Below are 23,591 nucleotides of genomic sequence, written 5' to 3' on the forward strand. Positions count from 1 at the left end.
CGTGAGGCGATGGCGTGGCCGCGGTGGTTGTGGTTCCTGCCGCTGGGGATCATCGTGTTGATCCTGGCGGCGAACGGGGTACGGTTGGGCATGCAGCGCGCGGCGCTGGACGAGACGGCGGTGATCAACCACTACGCGGCGCAGTATCTTGCGGATCACGCGCGGCTTGAGGGGGAGGGCACGGCGGTGCTGACCGATTGCGCGGCGGTGCCGGGGCGCGATCCCGGTGTCTGGCTGGTCGTGCGCTGCCGGCCCCAGGGCACGCAGGAGGCTTGGGACTACTACATCCGCCGCGACGGGGGGCTGGCCTTCACCGGGCGCGAGCGCGCCCAGAGGCCCCAGACATGAGCACGGGCTGTGTCACGGCGCGAAAAAGGGCGCACCGCGTGGATGCGCCCCGGGATGTGCGGCTTCGGACCAGATCAGAAGGTGAAGACGTAAGCCACGTTCAGAACGACCGGGTCGATCTTGACCGTGCCGATATCCGCCCCGTTCAGTTTGGCATCGGTTTCGATGTCGATGTAGCGGGCGTTGAGGCGCAGCGCGCCGCGCTCGGTCACGGGGATGTCCACACCGATCTGCGCAGCGAGACCCCAGCTGTCGTCCAGCTCCAGCGTGCCGGCGGAAGACTTCTCTTCGAAGAAGTTGGTGTAGTTGATGCCGACGCCCACATAGGGCTTGAACCCGCTGAACTGCGTGAAGTGGTAGTTCACCGAGACGGTCGGCGGCAGGTGCTTGGTTTCGCCGGTGACGGCGCCGTCGCCGACATCGATGTCATGGGTGAACGGGGTCGCGGCGAGGATTTCGAGGCCGATATTGTCGGTGAAGAAGTACTCCGCCGTCAGCGACAGTTGCGTGTCGGACCCGACCTCCACGTCCAGCGTGCCGTCTACGACCGAGCCATTGTCGGAGTCCGGGTTCACGTTGATGATACCGACACCGAAGGTCCAGTCGCCGGCCGATTGCGCGAGCGCCGGGGCGGCGGATGTGAGCACGAGCGCGGCGGCGGTCGTCAGGAGGTGTGTCTTCATGGGTCTGTCCCTCTTCTTGGTTCGGGCCCTCTTCTGACGTCGGGGGATTGCGCCAACTTTGATACAGGTCAAACCGCCGGATTTCGCACCTGCGGCATGATGGCACCCACCCCGAAACCGATCCGAGATACGGGGCTTGTGACATGAAACTGAACACGAATTGGGTTGCGGGTACCTCCGAGGGGGCGGCCAATCGCGCGGCCCATCTCGCTGCACTTGCGCAGGTGTCGCAGGTGGCAGCCCTGGCCGCGGCCGGCGGCGGAGAGGCGGCCCGCGCGCGTCATGTGGCCCGGGGCAAGATGCTGCCGCGGGACCGGGTGGCAAACCTGCTCGACCCCGGATCGCCGTTTCTGGAAGTGGGCGCGACGGCGGGGCACGGGCTCCACGATGGGGCGGCGCCCTGTGGCGGGGCGATTGCCGGGGTGGGCCGCGTGCACGGCCAGGACGTGATGGTCGTGTGCAACGATGCCACGGTGAAGGGCGGCACCTATTATCCGATCACGGTGAAAAAGCACCTGCGCGCCCAGGAGATCGCGGCGGAATGCCATCTGCCCTGCATCTACCTGGTGGATAGCGGGGGCGCCAACCTGCCCAACCAGGACGAGGTTTTCCCCGACCGGGACCATTTCGGGCGGATCTTCTACAATCAGGCGCGGATGTCGGCGGCGGGCATTCCGCAGATCGCCGTGGTGATGGGGTCGTGTACGGCGGGGGGTGCCTATGTGCCCGCGATGTCGGACGTGACGATCATCGTGAAGGCGCAGGGCACGATTTTCCTGGCCGGGCCGCCCCTGGTGAAGGCCGCCACGGGCGAGGTGGTGAGCGCCGAGGATCTGGGCGGGGGCGATGTGCACACCCGCCTGTCGGGCGTGGCCGATGCGCTGGCCGAGGATGACGCCCATGCGCTGGCGCTGGCGCGGCAGGCGGTGGCGTCGCTGAACCGGGCGGCACCTTCTTCGGTGGTGTGGCAGAGCCCGGAGGCCCCGGCTTACGATCCTGAGGAATTACTTGAGCTTGTGCCTGCAAGCCTCTCCGTTCCCTACGATATTCACGAGGTGATCGCGCGGATCGTGGATGGCTCGCGCTTCGATGCGTTCAAGCCGCGCTTCGGCGAGACGCTGGTGACCGGGTTCGCCCATATCGAGGGCTGCCCGGTGGGGATCGTCGCCAATAACGGGGTGCTGTTTTCCGAAGCCGCCCAGAAGGGCGCGCATTTCGTGGAACTGTGCAGCCAGCGCAAGATCCCGCTGGTCTTCCTGCAGAATATCACCGGGTTCATGGTCGGGCGGCAGTACGAGAACGAAGGCATCGCGCGCCACGGGGCCAAGATGGTAACGGCGGTGGCGACGACCGCGGTGCCGAAGATCACCATGGTCGTGGGCGGCTCCTTCGGGGCGGGGAATTATGGCATGGCGGGAAGAGCTTATCAGCCGCGCTTCATGTGGTCCTGGCCGAGCTCGCGGATCTCGGTCATGGGCGGGGCGCAGGCGGCGGGGGTGTTGGCGACGGTGAAGCGCGACGCCATCGAGCGCAAGGGCGGCAGCTGGTCGGCGCAAGAGGAGGCCGCGTTCAAGCAGCCCACCATCGAGATGTTCGAGGCGCAATCGCATCCGCTCTATGCCTCGGCGCGGCTGTGGGATGACGGGATCGTGGACCCGCGCAAGTCGCGCGCGGTGCTGTCGCTGTCGTTGCGCGCGGCGCTGAATGCGCCCATCGAGGAGACGCGCTTCGGCGTGTTCCGGATGTGACGGTCGCGCGCGCCTCTCTTTGCGTTGCGCGGCCGGCGGGCGTGGCAGGCGTGGGCGAGGGTCGGCGGGACCGGGAGATGAGTATTTGGGGAACAAGGAAGGGATGGGCCGGTGTTTGAGCGTATCCTGATCGCGAACCGGGGCGAGATCGCCTGCCGCGTCATCGACACCTGTCGGCGGCTCGGGGTGCAGACCGTGGCGGTGCATTCCGACGTGGATGCCGGGGCGCGGCATGTGGCCATGGCGGATATGGCGGTGAACCTCGGCGGGGCCGCGCCGCGTGACAGCTACCTGCGGGGGGAGGCGATCATCGCCGCGGCCAGGGCGACCGGGGCGGAGGCGATCCATCCCGGTTACGGCTTTCTGTCGGAGAACCCGGATTTCGTGGAGGCCGTGGCGGCGGCCGGGCTGGTCTTCATCGGGCCTTCGGCGGCGGCGATCCGGGCGATGGGCCTGAAGGATGCCGCCAAGGCGCTGATGGCGGAGGCGGGCGTGCCGGTTGTGCCCGGCTACCAGGGGGCGGATCAGGACCCCGCGCGCCTGGCGGCGGAGGCCGAGGCGATCGGTTATCCGGTGCTGATCAAGGCCGTGGCGGGCGGCGGCGGCAAGGGCATGCGCCGGGTCGAGGGGCCGGAGGGGTTCGCCGGTGCGCTGGAGGCGGCCCGGGCCGAGGCGCGCGGTGCGTTTGGCAATGACCATGTGCTGTTGGAGAAATACGTGGCGACGCCGCGCCATATCGAGCTGCAGGTGTTCGGGGATGGTGCGCGGGCGGTGCATCTCTTCGAGCGGGACTGTTCGCTCCAGCGGCGTCACCAGAAGGTGATCGAGGAAGCGCCAGCCCCCGGCATGACGCCGGAGATGCGCGCGGCCATGGGGGCGGCGGCGGTGCGGGCGGCGGAGGCCATCGGCTATGCCGGGGCGGGCACGGTGGAGTTCATCGTGGACGCCAGCGACGGGCTGCGCCCGGATCGGTTCTGGTTCATGGAGATGAACACGCGCCTGCAGGTGGAGCATCCGGTGACCGAGGCGGTGACCGGCGTCGACCTGGTGGCGTGGCAATTGCGCGTGGCGTCGGGGGAGCCTTTGCCCGCGCGGCAAGAGGATCTGTCCTTGCGGGGGCACGCCTTCGAGGCGCGGCTTTATGCGGAGGACGTGCCCAAGGGCTTTCTGCCTGCGACCGGGCGGCTCACCCATCTGGCCTTTCCGGCGGATGCGCGGATCGAAACCGGGGTGCGCGCGGGCGACGAGATCAGCCCGTGGTACGATCCGATGATCGCCAAGCTGGTGGTCCATGGCCCGACGCGGCAAAGCGCCTTGCGCAAGCTCGACCGGGTGCTGGCGGGGTGCGAGGTGGCCGGGTCGGTGACGAACCTCGCCTTTCTGCGGGCGTTGGCGCGGCATGGCGGGTTTTTTGCGGGCGAGGTGGATACCGGCCTGATCGACCGGGAGGTCGAGACCCTGTCGCCCGCGCCGGTGCCGTGCAGCCGGGCGCGCGCGCTGGCGGCGCTCGGGGCGGCGGGGCTCCATGAAGGGGGGCCGGACGGGGCGGGGTTCACGCTATGGGCGCCGCTGGTGCAGGCGCAGGGGCTGCGGTTCGGCGAGGCGGAGATCGAGGCCCGGATCGAGACACGCGGGGCCGGCAGTTTCCGGGTGGGCATCGGGGAGGCGACCCACGAGATCACCCGGCGCGGCGGGGCCTGGTGGGTGGACGGCGCACCGACACCGGCGCGGATCGTCGTCCATGCCGCGGGCGTCAGCGTGTTCTGGGGCAACAATTACCACTTCACCGCGCCCGACCCGCTGCACCGGGCCGGGGCGGCGGGACCGGGGGCGGGCCATGTGGAGGCGCCGATGCCGGGGCTGGTGAAGGCGGTGTTCGTCGCCCCCGGCGATACCGTGGCGCAGGGCGCGCGGCTCGCGATCCTGGAGGCGATGAAGATGGAGCATACGCTGACGGCGGGCCGGGACGGGGTGGTGTCGGAGGTTCTGGTGGCCGAGGGCGCACAGGTCAGCGCCGGAGCGCCGCTGATCCTGCTGGCCCCCGACGAAACCCCAAACGAGCGCACGGATGAGAGCCCGGAGGAGGCCGCCGAATGATCCGCCTGCATCACTGCCCGCAGACCCGGTCCATGCGGACCCTGTGGCTCATCCAGGAGCTGGGGCTGGACGCCGAAATCCGGATCTATCCCTTCGACAAGACCTTGCGCAGCCCGGAATTCCTGGCCCTGTCGCCCGCGGGCCGGGTGCCCGCCCTGGAGATCGACGGCGAGGTCATGGTCGAGACCGGCGCCATCACCGAGTACCTGTGCGAGCGGTTCTCGCCCGACGGGCTGGGCCGCAGCCCCGGCAGCATGGAGCGGATGGACTGGCTGGTCCTGGTGCATTTCGCCGAGACGCTCAGCGCCCATGTGGCGGCCCTGACCCAGCAGCATGTGATGCTCTACGACGACGCCATGCGCTCCCCGATCCTGACCCGGCTGGAGGCGCGGCGGCTGGAGAAATGCTATGCCGCGCTGGAGGCCAGGCTGACCAAGGGGTTCGCGGCGCGCACACTTCTGGAAAGCGGGTTTTCGGCGGCGGATGTCAGCGTCGGGCAGGCGGTCTACATGGGGCGGCATTTCGCGGCGCTGGAGCCGTATCCGGCGCTGGCGGACTGGTATGCGCGCATGGCCGAGCGGCCCGCGTTCCAGGCCTCGCTGCCGGAGCCGGGAACGGGCATCTATGACCGCGACTTCTATGCGCCGCTGGATGACCGGCCATGAGCCATGCGGTCGAGATCGTCGAGGTCGGCCCGCGCGACGGTTTGCAGAACGAGCCGGGGGTGATCGCGACCGCGCGGAAGGTCGCCCTGGTCGATACGCTGAGCCGCGTCGGCTTCCGGCGGATCGAGGTGGCGAGCTTCGTCAGCCCGAAATGGGTGCCGCAGATGGCCGATAGCGCCGAGGTGCTGGCCGGGATCGCCCGCGCGCCGGGGGTGCGGTACGGCGCGCTGGCGCCGAACCTGCGCGGGTTCGAGGCGGCCCTGGCCGCGCAGGCCGACGAGGTGGCGATCTTCGGGGCGGCGAGCGAGGGGTTCTCGCAGGCCAATCTGAACTGTTCGATCGACGAGAGCTTTGCGCGGTTCGCGCCGATCTGCGCGGCGGCGGCGGAGGCCGCGCTGCCGGTGCGGGGGTATGTTTCCTGCGTGACGGAGTGCCCCTATGACGGCCCGACCCCGCCCGAGGCGGTCGCGCGGGTGGCCGCGCGCCTGCGGGCGCTGGGATGCTACGAGGTCTCGCTGGGCGAGACGCTGGGGCGCGCGACCCCTCGGGCGGTGGCGCGGATGCTGGAGGCCGTGCTGGCGGAGCTGCCCGCGGCGGAGCTGGCCGGGCATTTCCACGACACCGCCGGGCGGGCCCTGGCCAATATCGATGCCGCACTCGACGCGGGGCTGCGGGTCTTCGATGCCTCCGCCGGGGGGCTGGGGGGCTGTCCCTATGCGCCCGGAGCGGCGGGCAACGTGGCGACCGAGGCCGTGGCGGCGCATCTCGCGGCGGCCGGTTACGAGACCGGGCTCGATCGCGACGCGCTGGACCGGGCGGCGCAGATGGCGCGGGCCCTGCGCCGAAAGGAGCGCGCATGACGAGATTCGAGACACTTGAGGTTGCGCGGGACGGGCGCGGGGTCGTGACGGTCACCCTGGCGCGCCCGGACAAGCACAACGCCATGAATGCCGCGATGATCGCCGAGTTGCACGGTCTCGCCCGGAGCCTTGCCGCGGATGCGGCGGTCCGGGTGGTGGTGCTGACCGGGGCGGGCCGGAGTTTCTGCGCCGGTGGCGATCTGGGCTGGATGCGCGCGCAGATGGCGGCGGACCCTGACACCCGGTCGCGGGAGGCGCGCAGCCTGGCGCAGATGCTGGGCGCGTGGAACACGCTGCCCAAGCCGGTGATCGGGCGTATCCAGGGGCAGGCCTTCGGCGGGGGTGTCGGGCTGATGGCCGTCTGCGACGTGGCGGTGGGGGTGCAGGACGCCCGGTTCGGGTTGACCGAGACGCGGCTCGGGCTGATCCCGGCGACGATCGGGCCCTATGTTGTAGCGCGCATGGGCCAGGCCTGCGCGCGGCGGGTGTTCATGTCGGCCCGGCTCTTCGATGGGGCCGAGGCGGTCCGGCTGGGCCTTCTGGCGCGGGCGGTGCCGGAGGCGGAGTTGGACGCCGCCGTGGAGGCCGAGGTGGCGCCCTATCTCGCGGTGGCGCCGGGGGCGGTGGCGGCGGCCAAGGCGCTGACGCTGGAGCTGGGCGGCACGGTCACCGAGGCGCAGATCGACGCGACCGTGGCGGCGCTGCGCGAAAGGTGGGAAAGCGACGAGGCGGCCGAGGGGATCGCCGCCTTCTTCGACAAGCGCAAAGCGCGATGGGCATCCTGATCTGTCCGGGCGGAACCGGCTGGAAACCGCGCTTGCGCATTGGGCGCGCGTGAGACCTCTTGCGTTGCGGCGGTTGCGGCCGCATCCTTTCACGCAGGCTGTCGGGACAGGCAGTGCGTGCAGTAAAAGGACAGGAAATATGACCCTATCTCGCAGTTTCGTTTTGGGCCTCGTCGTGATCGGCGCCGGGGCCGTCGCCGGTTGCAGTGACAACCAGACCATCAATGCAGCCACCGGCGCGCTCGCCGGGGCGGCAGTGGGCAACCAGATCGGCAGTGGCAGCGGCCGTACCGCCGCCACCTTGCTTGGCGCCGCCGCCGGGGCGCAGGTGGGCGCCAGCCAGCCCGCGAGCCGCTAGGTCAGGACTGCGCCGGGGCCGAGCGCTTCCGGCGCAGCATCCCCAGCCCGCCGAGCCCCGCCAGCAACAGCAGCGCCGGCGCGGGCAGGGGGATCGGCGCGAGACCGGCTTCGAAATTTGCGAAGAACTCGTTGTCGATGCCGCCGACGGTTTCGGTGATCGTGAAGGTATCGAAAACCACGCCGGGCAGTCCGGAGAATTCCACCAGTTGTTCGGTATTGTCCGTGGGGCTGAAACTGGCCGAGAACACCTCCGTGCCATCGTCGAACAGCGCCAGGGTGAAGGTGCTGTCCTCGCAGACCGCATTACAGCCCTCGAGCAGTTGCGGCGTATTCGGTTCATAGACCTCGAAGCTCAGAGAGACCATGTCGCGGCCGGAGGCGAGCACGCCGGAGAAGCTCTCTTTCCCGCTGATGACGAGGGCCGCCCCGCCGAACACCGTGTCGAGATAGGTGATCGACGCAGGTGCGATCGAAGAGGGCGCGGTCGCCGTAATGTCGAAACCGCCGGGCCCAAGGGGGTTTGCCTCGAACACGGTGGCGGCGGAGGCGGGAAGGGCCGCGAGCAATGGGGCAGTGCAGAGCGCAGCGTGAAAAAAGCGTTTGATCATGGGTAATCCTTCATTGGCTGAAAATTAAGGAAACCCTGCCTGATGCGCCCCGTTTGCGTCAAGAGGGACGCGAGACGCGCCGTTCGCGGTAAAACCTGTATCGCAGGTTCGGTTTTGTGCTATGGTCGCGGCGCGGGAAGGGCGCCGGGTGAGGCGCCTGCGTCACCCCGTCTCTGGCACCCGCCCGCAAGGGTCTTACACTCGGGACAAATCGGAGGCGTGTTTGCCGCAGGCGGTTCTGTTGACCGGCTCGGTATGCAACGGTAGACCCGCCCCGACCGGACCGACATGATCTGAGCCCACGAGCGCCTGCCCCGGCGCGCCGCAGGAAGGAGCCCCACGTGGAAGAGTTGCTTCGAGAATACCTTCCGATCCTTGTTTTCCTGGCGATTGCCATCGGATTGGGCCTTGTCCTGATCCTCGCTGCGGTGATCCTCGCGGTGCGCAATCCGGACCCCGAGAAGGTGTCGGCCTATGAGTGCGGGTTCAACGCCTTCGACGATGCGCGGATGAAGTTCGACGTGCGCTTCTACCTGGTGGCGATTCTCTTCATCATCTTCGATCTGGAGGTCGCGTTCCTCTTCCCCTGGGCGGTGGCGTTCCAGGATGTGGGGGTCGTCGGGTTCTGGAGCATGATGGTTTTCCTGGCGGTCCTGACGATCGGGTTCGCCTACGAATGGAAAAAAGGAGCCCTCGAATGGGAGTGAGCACCGCAGCCTATGACGCAGGCCCCGACAAGGAGCACGCGACGCAACTTCTCAACAACGAGTTGCAGGACAAGGGCTTTCTGCTGACCTCGACCGAGGACATCATCAACTGGGCGCGCACCGGCTCGCTGCACTGGATGACCTTCGGTCTGGCCTGCTGCGCGGTCGAGATGATGCACACCTCGATGCCGCGCTACGATGCCGAACGCTTCGGGATCGCGCCGCGCGCCTCGCCGCGCCAGTCGGACGTGATGATCGTGGCCGGCACGCTGACCAACAAGATGGCGCCCGCGCTGCGCAAGGTCTACGACCAGATGCCCGAGCCGCGCTACGTGATCTCGATGGGGTCCTGCGCCAATGGCGGGGGCTATTACCATTACAGCTATTCGGTGGTGCGCGGCTGCGACCGCGTGGTGCCCGTGGACATCTATGTCCCCGGCTGCCCGCCGACGGCGGAGGCGCTGCTCTACGGTCTGTTGCAGTTGCAGCGCAAGATCCGCCGGACCGGAACGATCGTGCGGTGACGCGCGTTGGCCGCGGCGACGCGGTATGAACGAGCGCGTGCTGTGCCGCGCGCAGGACGACAGATGCGCGGACGCGCAGGAGAGACGACCATGACCGCAGCCCTCCAGGAGCTGGCCGCTCATATCGAGATGAAACGCCCCGATTGCGTGATCTCGACCGAGATCGCCCATGACGAGCTGACCGTGGTGGCAACACCGAATTCGATTGTCGGCTTGGTGGCGTTTCTCAAGACGGACGCGACCTGCAAGTTCTCCACCCTGATCGACATCACGGCGGTGGACTACCCCGAGCGCGCGCAACGCTTCGACGTGGTCTACCACTTCCTGTCGATGTACCAGAACCACCGCATCCGCATCCGGGTGCCGGTGCGCGAGGACGACATCGTGCCCTCGATCATCTCCGAACACCCGTCGGCCAACTGGTTCGAGCGCGAGGTGTTCGACATGTTCGGCATCCTGTTCTCGGGCCATCCCGACCTGCGGCGGATCCTCACGGATTACGGGTTTCGCGGCTACCCGCTGCGCAAGGACTTCCCGACCACGGGCTACACCGAGGTGCGGTATGACGAGGAGAAGAAGCGCGTCGTATATGAGCCGGTGAACCTGGTGCAGGAATACCGTCAGTTCGACTTCATGTCGCCCTGGGAAGGCGCGGAATACATCCTGCCCGGCGACGAGAAGACCGACGACAAAGCAGAGGCCAAGGGCTGAGCCGATGGCCGATGTCACGCTCCTGTTCGGGATCGGTGCCACGAAAGCGGGCACGAGCTGGCTCCAGTACTACCTGGATCGCCACCCGGAGGTGCATCTTTGGACCCACAAGGAGCTGCATTACTTCGACGCACTGGATCGCGACCAGGTGATGGAGCAGATCGACGGGCTATGTGACAAGCGGGCGGGTCTGCGGGCGCGGATGCGCGACGCCTCGGGCGCCGAGCATGACAGGCTGCGTTTCGAAGTGGCCGAGATCGACCGCTATCTCGGCCTGCTGGGGCAGGGGGTCGAGCGGCCCCAGGCCTATGTCGCCTTCCTCAAAAAGGGGCGCAAGGGCGCGAGGGTCGTGGGGGATATCACGCCGGCCTATGCGCTGCTCTCGGAGGACCGTCTGCGGTCCATGGCCGCCCTCGGACCGGTGACGAAATTCATCTACCTGTTGCGCGATCCCATCGACCGGCTGTGGTCCAATATCCGCATGATGGCGGGCTGGAAGGGCGGGTCCGAGAAGGACATCGCCGATCGGGCCAACTGGATCTTCGACCGCTGGACCCGGGGCGAAGAGAAGGCCCTGGCGGAGCGCTGCGACTACGAGGGGCCGCTGACGCGGATCCTGTCGGCGATCCCCGAAAAGGACCGCTTCCTGGGCTTTTACGAAGAGCTGTTCCGCCCCGAGACCGTGGCGCGGATCTGTGCCTTTCTCGGGATCGCGTCGCGCCCCGCGCCGCTGGAGACCCGGGTGCATGCAAGCGCGCCCATCGCGCTGGAGCCGGGCCGCCGCGCCATCGCGGCCGAGGCGCTGGCGCCGCAATATGACCATGTACACCGCCTGATCGGCCGCATCCCTGCGGGCTGGCACGCGGCAGAAGTTGGAGTGTAACCGATGATGGACGGCACGAATTTCGACGATGCCCTCACGGGCGAGCAGAAGATCCGCAACTTCAACATCAACTTCGGGCCTCAGCACCCGGCGGCCCACGGGGTGCTGCGGCTGGTGCTGGAGCTGGACGGCGAGATCGTGGAGCGGTGCGATCCCCATATCGGGCTTCTGCACCGCGGCACCGAAAAGCTGATGGAGAGCCGCACCTACCTGCAGAACCTGCCCTATTTCGACCGGCTCGACTACGTCGCCCCGATGAACCAGGAGCACGCCTGGTGCCTGGCCATCGAGAAGCTGACCGGCACGGTCGTGCCCCGGCGCGGCTCCCTGATCCGGGTGCTCTATTGCGAGATCGGGCGCATCCTGAACCATCTGCTGAACATCACCACGCAAGCGATGGACGTGGGCGCGCTGACCCCGCCGCTCTGGGGCTTCGAGGAGCGCGAGAAGCTCATGGTGTTCTACGAGCGGGCCTGCGGCGCGCGGCTTCACGCGGCCTATTTCCGGCCCGGTGGCGTGCACCAGGACCTGCCGCCGGACCTGCTGGACGACATCGAGGCCTGGAGCCACGAGTTCCCGTCCGTCATGGACGATATCGACGGGCTTCTGACGGAAAACCGGATCTTCAAGCAGCGCAATTGCGACATTGGCGTGGTCACCGAGGAGGAGATCCTCGAATGGGGTTATTCCGGCGTGATGGTGCGCGGCTCGGGCCTGGCCTGGGATCTGCGCCGCGCGCAGCCCTATGAATGCTACGACGAGTTCGACTTCCAGATCCCCGTGGGCAAGAACGGCGACTGCTACGATCGCTATCTCGTGCGGATGCAGGAGATGCGCGAGAGCCTCAAGATCATCCAGCAGGCCATCGTCAAGCTGCGCGAGACCAAGGGCGACGTGCTGGCGCGCGGCAAGCTGACCCCACCGTCGCGGGCGGACATGAAGACCTCGATGGAGGCGCTGATCCATCACTTCAAGCTCTATACCGAGGGGTTCCACGTGCCCGCGGGTGAGGTCTATGCCGCGGTCGAGGCGCCCAAGGGCGAGTTCGGCGTGTTCCTGAAATCCGATGGCACCAACAGGCCCTACCGCGCCAAGATCCGCGCGCCCGGGTATCTGCACCTGCAATCGATGGACCATGTGGCCAAGGGTCACCAGCTGGCGGACGTGGCCGCGATCATCGGCACCATGGACGTGGTTTTCGGGGAGATCGATCGATGAGCATGATGGTTGCACAGGTTGTGCTCGGCGTATCGCTGATCGGGATCTGCGTCGGGCTGGTCGTCGGTGTGATGGGCGCGCTCAACCACCAGCGGGGCCGGCTGGTTCTGGGCGGCGCCCTGACCGTGATCGGCACCATCGCGCTGTTCGTCGCCATGGGCAGCTTCGGGTCGGCGGCGGTGTGACCGCACCCGCCCCGGGAAACGAGAGAATGAAAGAAACGACCATGTGCCTGCCTTCGATCACCGCCCCTGTCGGGCCCGCCGCCTGCAAGGTGGGTGCGCAGCGCGCCCCGCGTGGGGCGCTGTGCCGGGGAGATCGCGGATGATGTGGATCGCGGTCGGGTTCGGGGCGGTTTTCGGTCTGTCCTTCTGGGCAAGTGCCGCGGCGGGGAAGGCATCACGTTCGTCCCTGCTGGGCATGATCGTCGGGCTGATCGCCCTTGCGGGCCTGTTGGTCGCCTATCTGGCCGGTTTGGCCATCTGGCTGCGCGCCGAGTTGCGCAGCTTTATCGAGACGTATTTACCGCAACTGGTCGAGCGGCTTCTGCTGATCCTCGAACAGGTTGCGCCACTGAGGGAAACGATCTGATGCTGCGTCGTCTTCACGCCGAACAACCCGCGGATTTCGCGTTCACGCCCGAGAATGAGGCCTGGGCGCTGACGCAGATGACCAAGTTTCCCGAGGGGCGACAGGCCAGCGCGATCATTCCGATCCTGTGGCGCGCGCAGGAACAGGAAGGCTGGCTCAGCAAACCCGCCATCGAATACGTCGCGGACATGCTGGACATGCCCTATATCCGGGCGCTGGAAGTGGCGACATTCTACTTCATGTTCCAGCTGCAACCCGTTGGATCCGTGGCGCATATCCAGATTTGCGGCACGACCTCCTGCATGATCTGCGGGGCGGAGGACCTGGTCGCGGTCTGCAAGGAGAAGATCGCGCCGCGCGCCCATCAGCTGAGCGCCGATGGCAAGTTCTCTTGGGAAGAGGTCGAGTGCCTCGGTTCCTGTGCCAACGCGCCCATGGCCCAGATCGGCAAGGATTATTACGAGGACCTGACGGTGGAGAGCTTCTCGGCTCTGCTGGACAGGATGGCTGCCGGCGAGGTGCCCGTGCCCGGCCCGCAAAACGGCCGCTACACCTCGGAGCCTGCGGGCGGGTTGACAAGCCTGACCGAGTACGAGGCCGGCAAGGATCCCTATAACGCCTCCGCGCGTCTGGCGGTGGACCTGGGCGATACGCTCAAGCGGATCGACGGCTCCGAAGTGCCGCTGACGGCACCCTGGCTCGGCAAGGACGCCGCGCTGCCCAAGCCCGCGAACCGCCAGGACGCCCCGGTGGCAGAAGCCAAATCCGTTGCGGCCGAGGCCGCGCCCGACCCGGCGGTCGCGCCCGCAGCGACCCCTGCCGAGGCGCCCAAGGTCACGCCGACCGCCGTTCTGCCGGGGCAGGCCGAGTTGGCCACGCGCAAGGGCAACTGGAAGTACGGGGCCGCCGCCCCGCAGCAGGGCGCCAAGCCCAAGATGCTGGAGAGTGCCCGCGCGGGCGGTGCGGACGATCTCAAGAAGATCAAGGGCGTGGGCCCCAAGCTCGAGACCTTGCTGAACAGCATGGGGATTTATCATTTCGACCAGATCGCGGCCTGGTCCGACGCTGAACTCGCCTGGGTCGACGAGAACCTCGAGGGGTTCAAGGGACGGGCGTCGCGGGACGAGTGGGTCGCACAGGCGAAAACCCTTGCGTCGGGAGGAGAGACAGAATTTTCTTCCCGCGTTACAAAGGGTGACGTTTACTGAAAGCGTCTTGATTTAGGGGGAGAACCGGTATGGCAACACAACGCAAAGACATGACCTGCACGATCACGTGCTGGGGGATTGGTGTCCTGTTGGGCATCATGACCACGGTTGGTTTGATGGTCGTGGGGTGGTCGTTCCTGCAAGGGGCGTTCATGGGCGTGCTCGCGTGGCTGATCGTGGGCGGCGTGCTGGCGGTTGCCGTATGTGGCGAGACCGGTCGGCCCAAAGACAACGCCGAGCAGATCCGGGCCGAGATGGCTGCGGCGCGCGAACGCGTGCGGGGCGCAACGCCCGGGATCACGCCCAAGCCCGCCCCCTCCGTGCCGGCGGATGTGCGCTCCAAGGTGCAACCGAGTGCGGCGCTGGCCGGGGAGGCCGAGTTGGCCGGTCGCAAGGGCAGCTGGAGCTATGACAGCGGGGCAGGCCATGCCAGCGGTGCCGGGCATGACGCTGGCACGGACGCGGCCAAGCCTGCGACCCTGACGGCGGCGCGCGATGGCAAGGCGGACGACCTCAAGAAGATCAAGGGCGTCGGTCCCAAGCTCGAAGAAATGCTGCACTCGATGGGGTTCTACCATTTCGACCAGGTCGCCAGCTGGTCGGAGCAGGAGTTGGCCTGGGTCGACGAGAACCTCGAAGGTTTCAAGGGCCGGGCGTCGCGCGATGAATGGGTGGCGCAAGCCAAACTGCTCGCCCAGGGCGGCGAGACCGAGTTCTCCAAGCGGGTCGATGGGGGCGATGTCTATTGACCATGCCCCAGCGCCCCGATCCCCAGGAGCAGGCCCGCGTGATGCAGGCCCGCACCGCCGCCATCGTGGTGGCGGCGACGATGGTGTTGTGGCTCGGGGCGCAATTTGCAGGGGGACAGATGGGCCTGCCGGTCCGTTACGTCTTCCTGTTCGATTTTGCCGCACTGGCAGCGTTCTTCTGGGCGCTGGTGGTGGGGTTCAGACTCTGGCGGGCACGCCAGGCGAAGGAGTGAGAGATGCTGCAAGATCAGGACCGGATCTTTACCAATATCTACGGGATGCATGACCGCACTCTGGCCGGAGCCCGCAAGCGCGGGCACTGGGACGGGACCGACAAGCTGATCCAGATGGGCCGTGACGACATCGTCAAGATCATGAAGGACAGTGGTCTGCGCGGGCGGGGCGGCGCGGGCTTCCCCACGGGGCTCAAGTGGTCCTTCATGCCCAAGGAAAGCGACGGGCGGCCCCATTACCTGGTGGTGAATGCCGACGAATCCGAGCCGGGCACCTGCAAGGACCGGGAGATCATGCGCCATGATCCCCACACGTTGATCGAGGGCTGCCTGATCGCGTCCTTCGCCATGGGGGCCCATGCCAGCTACATCTATATCCGCGGCGAGTATATCCGCGAGCGCGAGGCGCTGCAGGCGGCGATCGACGAGGCCTACGAGGCGGGGCTTCTGGGCAAGAACGCCGCCGGCTCCGGCTGGGATTTCGACCTCTACCTGACCCACGGGGCGGGCGCCTATATCTGCGGCGAGGAAACCGCTCTGATCGAGAGCCTGGAGGGCAAGAAGGGCATGCCGCGCATGAAGCCGCCCTTCCCGGCGGGCGCGGGGCTCTATGGTTGCCCGACCACGGTCAACAACGTGGAATCCATCGCCGTGGTGCCGACGATCCTGCGGCGCGGGGCCGACTGGTTCGCGCAGTTCGGGCGCCCCAACAACGCGGGCACCAAGCTCTTCGCGATCTCGGGCCATGTGAACCAGCCCTGCGTGGTCGAGGAGGCCATGAGCATCTCCTTCGAGGAGTTGATCGACAAGCATTGCGGCGGCATTCGCGGCGGGTGGGACAACCTCAAGGCGGTGATCCCCGGCGGGTCGTCCGTGCCGTGTGTGCGCGGCGAGAACATGCGCGACGCGATCATGGATTTCGACTACCTGCGGGGCGAGCTGGGCTCCGGCCTCGGCACGGCGGCGGTGATCGTGATGGATCAGTCCACCGACATCATCAAGGCGATCTGGCGGCTCTCGGCCTTCTACAAGCACGAAAGCTGCGGCCAGTGCACGCCCTGCCGCGAAGGCACCGGCTGGATGATGCGGGTGATGGACCGGCTGGTGCGCGGCGAGGCGGAGGTCGAAGAGATCGACATGCTGTTTGACGTCACCAAGCAGGTCGAGGGCCACACGATCTGCGCGCTCGGCGACGCGGCGGCCTGGCCGATCCAGGGCCTGATCCGCAACTTCCGCGACGAGATCGAGGACCGGATCAAGGCGCAGAAGACCGGGCGCGTCACGGCGGCCCTGGCAGCCGAGTGATCCGCGCGGCCGTCATATCGCTCCTCCTGGCTGGCCCCGCGTTCAGCCAGGAGTTGAGGCCCGCGCCGGACTACTATACCGACGCGGTCTTTGCCGTGACCATGGCCGAGGCGCTGGCCACCGGCTGCGCCACCGTGGGCGTCGATATCGGCGCGGTGTCGGAGCAGATGACCCGGCTGGAGGCCCAGCTGTCCGAGGACGGGTTCGACACGGCCACGCCGTTCGAGCAGATGCTGGATCCCAGCGCGGTGTTCGATGCGATGGGGCGGGCGTTTCTGGCCAAGCACCCGATCGAGGGGCAGGGGACCGAGGCCGTTTGCAACGCCGCCAGCGCCGAGATCGCGGACGAGACCCTGATCGGGTCGCTGCTGCTGGAGGCGCCGCGATGAGGGGCGCTGGTGCAGTTGCGGTGCTGGGGCTGTTGATGGGCTGCACGGCCCCAGTCTCCACGGGGATGCCCGTGGCACCGGCCACGGCGGAGACCGAGACACCCAACCGGGCGGCGCTGCCGACAGAATTGCCGCCGGAGCTTTATGCCCTGGCCTTCGACCTGACCATGGCGCGGACCCTGGCGGCGGAATGCGGCGGCGGGGTTTCGGTGAACGAGGGGCTGACCGACACCATCCTGCAGGAAGCGACGCGCGATCTGTCGGTGCAGGGCTATACATCGGCGGATATCCAGCGCGTGCGCGAGACCCTGCCCGAGGCCCGGGTCGCCGCGGACCGCGCGGCCTATTACCAGAGCAACGCGATCACGCCGGACAACCCCGACAGCTTCTGCGCCGCCGCGCGGCGGGAGGCTTCGGCCCGCACCGGCATCGGCCGCTTCCTGGCGGTGGGCGCATGAGCGCGGCGCAGACATACGCGGCCGCCGGGCATCACCTGGCGCAGCTCAATGTCGGGCGGTTGGTGGCCGAGACGGACGATCCGCGCGTGGCGGAGTTCATGGAGAATCTCGACCGCATCAACGGCCTGGGCAAGCGCATGCCCGGGTTCGTGTGGATGATGGAAGGCTCTGGCGCGCCGGACACCGGCAACACGGATGCCAAGATCGAGGGCGATCCGCGCTACGTGTCCAACCTGACCGTCTGGGAGGACGTGGCGAGCCTGGAGACCTTCGTCTGGGGCACGATCCACAAGCAGTTCTATGCGCGTCGCGCCGAGTGGTTCGAGGCCCTTGGCGAGATGCATTTCGTGATGTGGTGGGTCCCCGCGGGCCACCGCCCGAGCCTCGACGAGGCTTTGGCGCGGCTTGCGCATCTCGAGACCCACGGAGACAGCGACCACGCCTTCGGCTGGTCATATCTGAAAGAGGCGCGCCTGTGGAAGGACCACAGCTGCGCGCCCGTAGCGGCGGAGTAACCGATGTCTGATCTGCGCAAAGTCGTCATCGACGGGATCGAAGTGGAAGTGGACGGGGCGATGACCCTGATCCAGGCCTGCGAGGAAGCGGGGATCGAAATCCCGCGGTTTTGCTATCACGAGCGGCTGAGCATCGCCGGCAACTGCCGGATGTGCCTGGTCGAGGTGGTGGGCGGGCCGCCCAAGCCCGCGGCCTCCTGCGCGATGCAGGTGCGCGATCTGCGGCCAGGGCCCGAGGGCCAGCCGCCGGTTGTGAAGACCAACTCGCCCATGGTCAAGAAGGCCCGCGAGGGGGTGATGGAGTTCCTTCTCATCAATCACCCGCTGGATTGCCCGATCTGCGACCAGGGCGGCGAGTGCGACCTGCAGGACCAGGCGATGGCCTATGGCGTCGATTTCAGCCGCTTCCGCGAGCCCAAGCGCGCGGTCGAGGACCTCGACCTCGGGCCGCTGGTGGGCACGCATATGACGCGCTGCATCTCCTGCACCCGCTGCGTGCGCTTCACCACCGAGGTGGCGGGGATCACCCAGATGGGCCAGACCGGCCGGGGCGAGGATGCCGAGATCACGAGTTACCTCAACCAGACGCTCGACAGCAATTTGCAGGGCAATATCATAGACTTGTGCCCGGTGGGTGCACTTGTCTCGAAACCCTACGCCTTCACCGCGCGCCCCTGGGAGCTGACCAAGACCGAGACCATCGACGTGATGGACGCGCTCGGCTCGAGCATCCGCGTGGACACCAAGGGGCGCGAAGTCATGCGCATCCTGCCGCGCAACCATGACGGCGTGAACGAGGAATGGATTTCCGACAAGACCCGCTTCATCTGGGACGGGTTGCGGCGGCAGCGGTTGGACAAGCCCTATATCCGCGAGAACGGCAAGCTGCGTCCCGCGTCCTGGCCAGAGGCGCTCTCGGCGGCGGCCACGGCCATGAGGGGCAAGGCGCTCGCCGGGATCGTGGGCGACCTGGCCCCGGTCGAGGCGGCCTATGCGCTCAGGCAGCTGATCGAAGGGCAGGGCGGTGTGGTCGAATGCCGGACCGATGGCGCCAGGCTACCCGCGGGCAACCGCTCCGGCTATGTCGGGACCGCTGCGATCGAGGAGATCGACACGGCCGAGATGATCCTGCTCGTGGGCACCAATCCCCGCGTCGAGGCGCCGGTGCTGAACGCGCGCATCCGCAAGGCCTGGGCGGGCGGCGCGGATGTGGGGCTGATCGGGCAAGCCGTCGATCTGACCTACGAGTACGCCCATATGGGCACGGATCGCGCGGCGCTGGCGGCCCTGGTCGACAAGGGGGTCTCCGACGAAACCCGCGAGAAGGACAGCCTGATCATCGTCGGGCAGGGCGCGTTGAACGAGGCCGATGGCGCCGCCGTTCTGGGCCATGTCATGGCCTTCGCCGAGGCGAGCAATTCGAAACTGCTGGTGCTGCACACCGCCGCCGGGCGCGTGGGCGCGATGGATGCGGGCTGCACCGCCGAGAACGGCATGGACGACGTGGCGAAGGCGGAGGTGGTCTACAACCTCGGCGCCGACGAGGTCGAGATCGCGCCGGGGCCCTTCGTGATCTACCAGGGCTCCCACGGGGATCGCGGCGCGCACCGGGCCGACGTGATCCTGCCGGGGGCGGCCTATACCGAGGAACCGGGGCTCTTCGTGAACACCGAAGGGCGTCCGCAACTGGCGTTGCGCGCCAATTTCGCACCGGGCGAGGCCAAGGAGAACTGGGCGATCCTGCGCGCGCTGTCGGCGGAACTGGGTGCTACGCTGCCCTATGACAGCCTCGCGCAACTGCGCCAGGCGCTGGTCAAGGATGTCCCGCACCTGGCAGAGGTGGACGCGGTGCCGCAAAACGAATGGCAGCCGCTGCCCAGGGGCACGCTCGGCAAGGCCGATTTCCGCGGCGTGATCGGCGATTTCTACCTGACCAACCCGATCGCCCGCGCCAGTGCGCTGATGGGCGAGTTGAGTGCCGCCGCCAAGGCCCGCGGCAGCACGGCGATGGCCGCAGAATAACAGCCGGGGCCGGGGAATTCCCGGCCCCGCGCCCTGCGGATTGCGTTTGTGATCACAGGGAAATCCCTCTCGGTTCGCATGTGCGCGACAAGAGCGCACAACCCGCGGCTCGGAGGTGGCAAAGGCAGCCGGGATGCGGTTTACACCGGTATACCGGCGCCAGAGCGCGACACCGGATCGGACCACCACTTGACCGGCCCGATCCGCGAAAAAGACCAGGCATCAGGCGGGAGCCCCGACCCCGTCCGTACCAAGAGGGCGATGTGAGGAAACATGGCTGATTTCTTTTCGACAGGACCGGGCATCGCCGTGCTCATCATCGCCCAATGCCTCGCGGTACTGGGGTTCGTGATGGTCTCGCTGCTGTTTCTCGTCTATGGCGACCGCAAGATCTGGGCGGCGGTGCAGATGCGCCGGGGCCCGAACGTCGTGGGCGCCTTCGGCCTGTTGCAGACCGTGGCGGATGCGCTGAAATACGTGGTCAAGGAAGTGGTCGTGCCCGCGGGGGCCGACAAGCCGGTCTTCATGCTGGCGCCCATGACCTCCTTCGTGCTGGCGATGATTGCCTGGGCGGTGATCCCGTTCAACGACGGCTGGGTTCTGGCCGATATCAACGTCGCGATCCTCTATGTCTTCGCCGTCTCCTCGCTGGAGGTCTACGGCGTGATCATGGGGGGCTGGGCGTCGAACTCCAAATACCCGTTCCTCGGCTCCTTGCGCTCGGCCGCACAGATGATCTCCTACGAGGTGTCGATCGGCCTGATCATCATCGGCGTGATCCTGTCTACCGGGTCGATGAATTTCAGCGCGATCGTGGCCGCCCAGGATGGCGATTTCGGCTTCTTCAGCTGGTACTGGCTGCCACACCTTCCCATGGTGTTCCTGTTCTTCATCTCGGCGCTGGCCGAGACGAACCGACCGCCCTTCGACCTGCCGGAGGCGGAATCCGAGCTCGTGGCGGGCTACCAGGTGGAATATTCCTCGACCCCCTTCCTGCTCTTCATGGCGGGCGAGTATATCGCCATCTTCCTGATGTGCGCGCTCATCACCCTGCTGTTCTTCGGTGGCTGGCTGTCGCCGATCCCGTTCCTGCCGGACGGCCCGATCTGGATGGTTGGCAAGATGGCGTTCTTCTTCTTCCTCTTCGCGATGGTCAAGGCCATCGTGCCCCGGTACCGCTACGACCAGCTCATGCGTCTGGGGTGGAAAGTGTTCCTCCCCTTCAGCCTGGCCTGGGTCGTGTTCGTGGCATTCGCCGCACAATTCGAACTCTTCGGCGGGGCCTATGCCCGCTGGGCAATCGGAGGCTGACACATGGCACAGATGGACTACACCCGCGCGGCCAAGTACTTCCTGCTGTTCGACTTCTTTGCAGGCTTCAAGCTCGGTCTGAAGTACTTCTTCAAGCCCAAGGCAACCCTCGCCTATCCGCATGAAAAGGGCCCGCTCTCCCCGCGGTTCCGGGGCGAGCACGCCTTGCGGCGCTATCCCAACGGGGAAGAGCGCTGCATCGCCTGCAAGCTGTGCGAGGCGATCTGCCCGGCTCAGGCCATCACCATCGACGCAGAGCCGCGCGATGACGGCTCACGCCGGACCACGCGGTATGACATCGACATGACCAAGTGCATCTATTGCGGCTTCTGCCAGGAAGCCTGCCCGGTGGATGCCATCGTCGAGGGGCCGAATTTCGAATTCGCCACCGAGACCCGCGAAGAGCTTTTCTACGACAAGGAGAAGCTGCTGGATAACGGCGAACGCTGGGAGGCCGAGATTGCCCGCAACCTCGAACTGGACGCGCCGTACAGATGAGTGATCAAAACGCCAACCCCTTCGCCATGCTGATGGAACAGAGCCAGGCCTGGGCGAAATCCATGAACCCCGCGCTGGAGCATTTCACCCCTAAGGGGTTCGAGAAGCTCTGGCCGACCGTGCCCGCTGAGGTCATGGAAGCCATGATGGGCCAGACCTTCAATCCCGGCGGGCTCGATGCCAAGACGCGGCTGCTGCTCACGCTCGGCGGGCTGACGGTGCACGGCGCGCAGGCCGAGGCGCAGATCCGCATGACCGTGCGCCATGCGGTCGAGGCGGGGGCGACGAAACAGGAGATCGCCGAGACCATCGGCCAGATGGCCATGTTCAGCGGCATCCCCGCCATGACCAAGGCCATGGAACTGGCCACCGAGGTTCTCGAAGAGGCCGGCGAGGGGGAGAGCGAATGACAGTCGCAACGGAGGGGCGCACATGACAGTCGCCGACATCACCTTCTATCTTTTCGCGATCACCGTGGTGACGGCGGGGCTTTTCGTGACGCTGGCGCGCAACCCGGTCCATTCGGTGCTCTGGCTGATCCTGGCGTTCCTGTCCTCGGCGGGGCTCTTCGTGCTCCTGGGGGCGGAATTTGTCGCGATGCTGCTGATCATTGTCTATGTGGGGGCGGTCGCGGTGCTGTTCCTGTTCGTGGTGATGATGCTCGACGTGGATTTCGCCGAATTGAAGGCCGAAATGGCCAGCTATATCCCCATGGCCGCGCTGATCGGGATCGTCCTGCTGATGCAGCTGGCCATGGTGTTCGGCAACTGGACCTTCTCCGAGGAGGCGCTCGCCCAGCGTGGGGCGGTGACGCCGGATCTGAACGAGGTGCAGAACACCGCCGCCCTCGGGCTGCTGATCTATGACGATTACATCCTTCTCTTCCAGGCCTCCGGGCTGATCCTGCTGGTGGCGATGATCGGGGCGATCGTGCTGACCCTGCGCCACCGCGTGGGCATCAAGCGCCAGAACGTGGTCGCCCAGATGCAGCGCGACCCGGCCAAGGCGATGGAGTTGAAGGACGTGAAGCCGGGGCAGGGGCTCTAGCCCTGGCCTGATCGGGGCGCCGGTCCATGTCGGCGCTCCATGAAACGACCATAAAGAAGACGGAGCCAAAAGGCTCCGGAGGGACATGATGGACGGTGACCTTGTTGCAATTCTGGTGGCGATTGCCGTCGGCGTGCTCGCGTCTTTCGGGTATTTCAACCGGAAGAAGCGCTGAACGCCTATGACGCGCGTGTCGCAATACCTGACTTTGGCCGCTGGCTCGGCGGTTGTGCTGCTGGCTGCGGCGAAGTCGGCCGCTGCGCCGGAGCTGAACGCGTGCACGCGGACCACCCATATCTCCCATGGCGGAGAGGACGGGCATCGCGACCTGGGGGCGGGCCGGGTCATGTACCGGGTCTGGTGGTCCCAGGAGGGCACCTACAGCGACTATATCGTGGCCGAGTGCGCCGCGGGGCGCGCGCTGGTCACCCGCGCCGCGGAGGAACGCATGCGCGCGCGCCTGCCCTTCGACCGCACCCCGGCGGTCACCCGGGTGCTGGAGCGTCACGCGCAGCGCGATCCGATCTTCTTCGATCTCGACCGGCTGGCCGACGACCTCGCGCATACCGGGCGGGACACGCGGATCGAGATGCCGCAGGTCGAACCCTGCGCCTGTGCCGCGGTCTATCCGCAGGCCGGCGCCGCGTGGACCCCATATGCGGAGACCGCGCAATGAGTTTTGAACACTGGATGCAGGCGGCCCGCGGGACGGGCCAGCGGACCGGGGCGCCAGCCGCCCGAGGGACGGGAGTAGGCACATGATCGGACTGGAACATTACCTGACGGTGGCCGCGGCGCTGTTCGTCATCGGCATCTTCGGGATTTTCCTGAACCGCAAGAACGTGATCGTCATCCTGATGTCGATCGAGCTGATGCTGCTTGCGGTGAACATCAACCTGGTGGCCTTCTCGGCCTTCCTCGGGGATCTGGTGGGGCAGGTCTTCACCCTTTTCGTGCTGACCGTCGCCGCCGCGGAGGCCGCCATCGGCCTCGCCATCCTCGTCTGCTTCTTCCGCAACCGCGGAACAATCGCGGTCGAAGACGTCTCGAACATGAAGGGCTGAGACC

Annotated in this window: 30 protein-coding genes; 28 read left to right on the forward strand and 2 right to left on the reverse strand. The window is 67.1% G+C overall.

The window, feature by feature from the left end; genetic code table 11:
- The first annotated feature begins 9 nt into the window (after positions 1–9).
- Positions 10–348, forward strand: a complete 339-nt coding sequence (locus DSHI_RS06615) for a hypothetical protein (protein ID WP_012177970.1) — start codon at positions 10–12, stop codon at positions 346–348.
- Between the two features lie 74 nt (positions 349–422).
- On the opposite strand, the gene DSHI_RS06620 is transcribed toward DSHI_RS06615, so the two are convergent.
- A complete protein-coding gene (locus tag DSHI_RS06620; RefSeq protein ID WP_012177971.1) occupies positions 423–1,031 on the reverse strand; it encodes an OmpW/AlkL family protein in 609 nt (202 codons plus the stop codon).
- A gap of 143 nt (positions 1,032–1,174) precedes the next feature.
- Between DSHI_RS06620 and DSHI_RS06625 the strand changes: the two genes are divergently transcribed.
- From DSHI_RS06625 to DSHI_RS06650, 6 genes are all read left to right on the forward strand, one after another.
- Complete coding sequence (locus DSHI_RS06625) at positions 1,175–2,779, forward strand: carboxyl transferase domain-containing protein (RefSeq protein ID WP_012177972.1); 1,605 nt, start codon at positions 1,175–1,177, stop codon at positions 2,777–2,779.
- 111 nt (positions 2,780–2,890) lie between these two features.
- The gene (locus DSHI_RS06630) at positions 2,891–4,876 is read left to right on the forward strand and encodes an ATP-binding protein (protein WP_012177973.1); all 1,986 of its coding nucleotides are present in this window, start codon (positions 2,891–2,893) and stop codon (positions 4,874–4,876) included.
- Positions 4,873–5,541 carry a glutathione S-transferase family protein gene (locus tag DSHI_RS06635; protein ID WP_012177974.1) on the forward strand — a complete coding sequence of 223 codons (669 nt, stop codon included), beginning with the start codon at positions 4,873–4,875 and terminating at the stop codon, positions 5,539–5,541. The genes DSHI_RS06630 and DSHI_RS06635 overlap by 4 nt, the downstream gene beginning before the upstream one ends.
- Entirely contained in the window at positions 5,538–6,401 is an 864-nt protein-coding gene (locus DSHI_RS06640; RefSeq protein ID WP_012177975.1) for a hydroxymethylglutaryl-CoA lyase, read from the forward strand. The genes DSHI_RS06635 and DSHI_RS06640 overlap by 4 nt, the downstream gene beginning before the upstream one ends.
- Complete coding sequence (locus DSHI_RS06645; protein ID WP_012177976.1) at positions 6,398–7,186, forward strand: crotonase/enoyl-CoA hydratase family protein; 789 nt, start codon at positions 6,398–6,400, stop codon at positions 7,184–7,186. Before DSHI_RS06640 ends, DSHI_RS06645 begins: the two co-directional genes overlap by 4 nt.
- A 139-nt stretch (positions 7,187–7,325) precedes the next feature.
- Entirely contained in the window at positions 7,326–7,544 is a 219-nt protein-coding gene (locus DSHI_RS06650) for a glycine zipper 2TM domain-containing protein (RefSeq protein ID WP_012177977.1), read from the forward strand.
- A 1-nt stretch (position 7,545) separates the two neighbouring features.
- On the opposite strand, the gene DSHI_RS21315 is transcribed toward DSHI_RS06650, so the two are convergent.
- The gene (locus DSHI_RS21315) at positions 7,546–8,154 is read right to left on the reverse strand and encodes a VPLPA-CTERM sorting domain-containing protein (RefSeq protein ID WP_012177978.1); all 609 of its coding nucleotides are present in this window, start codon (positions 8,152–8,154) and stop codon (positions 7,546–7,548) included.
- 341 nt (positions 8,155–8,495) lie between these two features.
- On the opposite strand from DSHI_RS21315, the gene DSHI_RS06655 reads away from it, so the two are divergent.
- The 21 genes from DSHI_RS06655 to nuoK all read left to right on the forward strand — a co-directional run bounded on the left by DSHI_RS06655 (position 8,496) and on the right by nuoK (position 23,587).
- Positions 8,496–8,861: an NADH-quinone oxidoreductase subunit A gene (locus DSHI_RS06655; RefSeq protein WP_012177979.1), complete on the forward strand. Its 366-nt coding sequence runs from the start codon at positions 8,496–8,498 to the stop codon at positions 8,859–8,861.
- Positions 8,852–9,385, forward strand: coding sequence for a NuoB/complex I 20 kDa subunit family protein (locus DSHI_RS06660; protein WP_012177980.1), 534 nt, complete (start codon positions 8,852–8,854; stop codon positions 9,383–9,385). Before DSHI_RS06655 ends, DSHI_RS06660 begins: the two co-directional genes overlap by 10 nt.
- A 90-nt stretch (positions 9,386–9,475) precedes the next feature.
- Positions 9,476–10,096 carry an NADH-quinone oxidoreductase subunit C gene (locus DSHI_RS06665; protein ID WP_044027659.1) on the forward strand — a complete coding sequence of 207 codons (621 nt, stop codon included), beginning with the start codon at positions 9,476–9,478 and terminating at the stop codon, positions 10,094–10,096.
- Between the two features lie 4 nt (positions 10,097–10,100).
- Complete coding sequence (locus DSHI_RS06670; RefSeq protein WP_012177982.1) at positions 10,101–10,979, forward strand: sulfotransferase family protein; 879 nt, start codon at positions 10,101–10,103, stop codon at positions 10,977–10,979.
- A gap of 6 nt (positions 10,980–10,985) precedes the next feature.
- Entirely contained in the window at positions 10,986–12,197 is a 1,212-nt protein-coding gene (locus tag DSHI_RS06675) for an NADH-quinone oxidoreductase subunit D (RefSeq protein WP_203426326.1), read from the forward strand.
- Positions 12,194–12,382, forward strand: a complete 189-nt coding sequence (locus DSHI_RS06680; protein WP_012177984.1) for a hypothetical protein — start codon at positions 12,194–12,196, stop codon at positions 12,380–12,382. Before DSHI_RS06675 ends, DSHI_RS06680 begins: the two co-directional genes overlap by 4 nt.
- A 139-nt stretch (positions 12,383–12,521) precedes the next feature.
- On the forward strand, positions 12,522–12,788 hold the full coding sequence (locus DSHI_RS06685) for a hypothetical protein (RefSeq protein WP_044027661.1): 267 nt from the start codon (positions 12,522–12,524) through the stop codon (positions 12,786–12,788).
- Complete coding sequence (locus DSHI_RS06690) at positions 12,788–13,996, forward strand: NADH-quinone oxidoreductase subunit E (RefSeq protein WP_012177985.1); 1,209 nt, start codon at positions 12,788–12,790, stop codon at positions 13,994–13,996. The genes DSHI_RS06685 and DSHI_RS06690 overlap by 1 nt, the downstream gene beginning before the upstream one ends.
- Before the next feature lie 29 nt (positions 13,997–14,025).
- Positions 14,026–14,745: an NADH-quinone oxidoreductase subunit E gene (locus DSHI_RS22745; protein WP_012177986.1), complete on the forward strand. Its 720-nt coding sequence runs from the start codon at positions 14,026–14,028 to the stop codon at positions 14,743–14,745.
- Between the two features lie 2 nt (positions 14,746–14,747).
- Positions 14,748–14,978 (forward strand): DUF5337 family protein, encoded by a 231-nt coding sequence (locus DSHI_RS06700; RefSeq protein ID WP_044027662.1) that lies wholly within the window; start codon positions 14,748–14,750, stop codon positions 14,976–14,978.
- 3 nt (positions 14,979–14,981) lie between these two features.
- The gene (nuoF, locus tag DSHI_RS06705) at positions 14,982–16,283 is read left to right on the forward strand and encodes an NADH-quinone oxidoreductase subunit NuoF (RefSeq protein ID WP_012177988.1); all 1,302 of its coding nucleotides are present in this window, start codon (positions 14,982–14,984) and stop codon (positions 16,281–16,283) included.
- A complete protein-coding gene (locus DSHI_RS06710) occupies positions 16,280–16,672 on the forward strand; it encodes a DUF5333 family protein (protein WP_012177989.1) in 393 nt (130 codons plus the stop codon). Before nuoF ends, DSHI_RS06710 begins: the two co-directional genes overlap by 4 nt.
- Positions 16,669–17,130 (forward strand): DUF5333 family protein, encoded by a 462-nt coding sequence (locus DSHI_RS06715; RefSeq protein ID WP_012177990.1) that lies wholly within the window; start codon positions 16,669–16,671, stop codon positions 17,128–17,130. The genes DSHI_RS06710 and DSHI_RS06715 overlap by 4 nt, the downstream gene beginning before the upstream one ends.
- Positions 17,127–17,645 carry a DUF3291 domain-containing protein gene (locus DSHI_RS06720; protein ID WP_012177991.1) on the forward strand — a complete coding sequence of 173 codons (519 nt, stop codon included), beginning with the start codon at positions 17,127–17,129 and terminating at the stop codon, positions 17,643–17,645. The genes DSHI_RS06715 and DSHI_RS06720 overlap by 4 nt, the downstream gene beginning before the upstream one ends.
- A 3-nt stretch (positions 17,646–17,648) precedes the next feature.
- Positions 17,649–19,667 carry an NADH-quinone oxidoreductase subunit NuoG gene (gene nuoG, locus DSHI_RS06725; RefSeq protein ID WP_012177992.1) on the forward strand — a complete coding sequence of 673 codons (2,019 nt, stop codon included), beginning with the start codon at positions 17,649–17,651 and terminating at the stop codon, positions 19,665–19,667.
- Between the two features lie 273 nt (positions 19,668–19,940).
- Complete coding sequence (gene nuoH, locus DSHI_RS06730; protein ID WP_012177993.1) at positions 19,941–20,978, forward strand: NADH-quinone oxidoreductase subunit NuoH; 1,038 nt, start codon at positions 19,941–19,943, stop codon at positions 20,976–20,978.
- 3 nt (positions 20,979–20,981) lie between these two features.
- Positions 20,982–21,476 (forward strand): NADH-quinone oxidoreductase subunit NuoI, encoded by a 495-nt coding sequence (gene nuoI / locus DSHI_RS06735; RefSeq protein WP_012177994.1) that lies wholly within the window; start codon positions 20,982–20,984, stop codon positions 21,474–21,476.
- The gene (locus DSHI_RS06740; RefSeq protein WP_012177995.1) at positions 21,473–21,886 is read left to right on the forward strand and encodes a carboxymuconolactone decarboxylase family protein; all 414 of its coding nucleotides are present in this window, start codon (positions 21,473–21,475) and stop codon (positions 21,884–21,886) included. Before nuoI ends, DSHI_RS06740 begins: the two co-directional genes overlap by 4 nt.
- 22 nt (positions 21,887–21,908) lie before the next feature.
- Complete coding sequence (locus tag DSHI_RS06745) at positions 21,909–22,523, forward strand: NADH-quinone oxidoreductase subunit J (protein WP_012177996.1); 615 nt, start codon at positions 21,909–21,911, stop codon at positions 22,521–22,523.
- A 181-nt stretch (positions 22,524–22,704) separates the two neighbouring features.
- A complete protein-coding gene (locus tag DSHI_RS06750) occupies positions 22,705–23,199 on the forward strand; it encodes a hypothetical protein (protein ID WP_012177997.1) in 495 nt (164 codons plus the stop codon).
- Positions 23,200–23,281: 82 nt separating this feature from the next.
- Positions 23,282–23,587 (forward strand): NADH-quinone oxidoreductase subunit NuoK, encoded by a 306-nt coding sequence (gene nuoK, locus DSHI_RS06755; protein WP_012177998.1) that lies wholly within the window; start codon positions 23,282–23,284, stop codon positions 23,585–23,587.
- The last annotated feature ends 4 nt before the right edge of the window (positions 23,588–23,591 follow it).

The organism is Dinoroseobacter shibae DFL 12 = DSM 16493, from assembly GCF_000018145.1.
GTDB lineage: Bacteria > Pseudomonadota > Alphaproteobacteria > Rhodobacterales > Rhodobacteraceae > Dinoroseobacter > Dinoroseobacter shibae.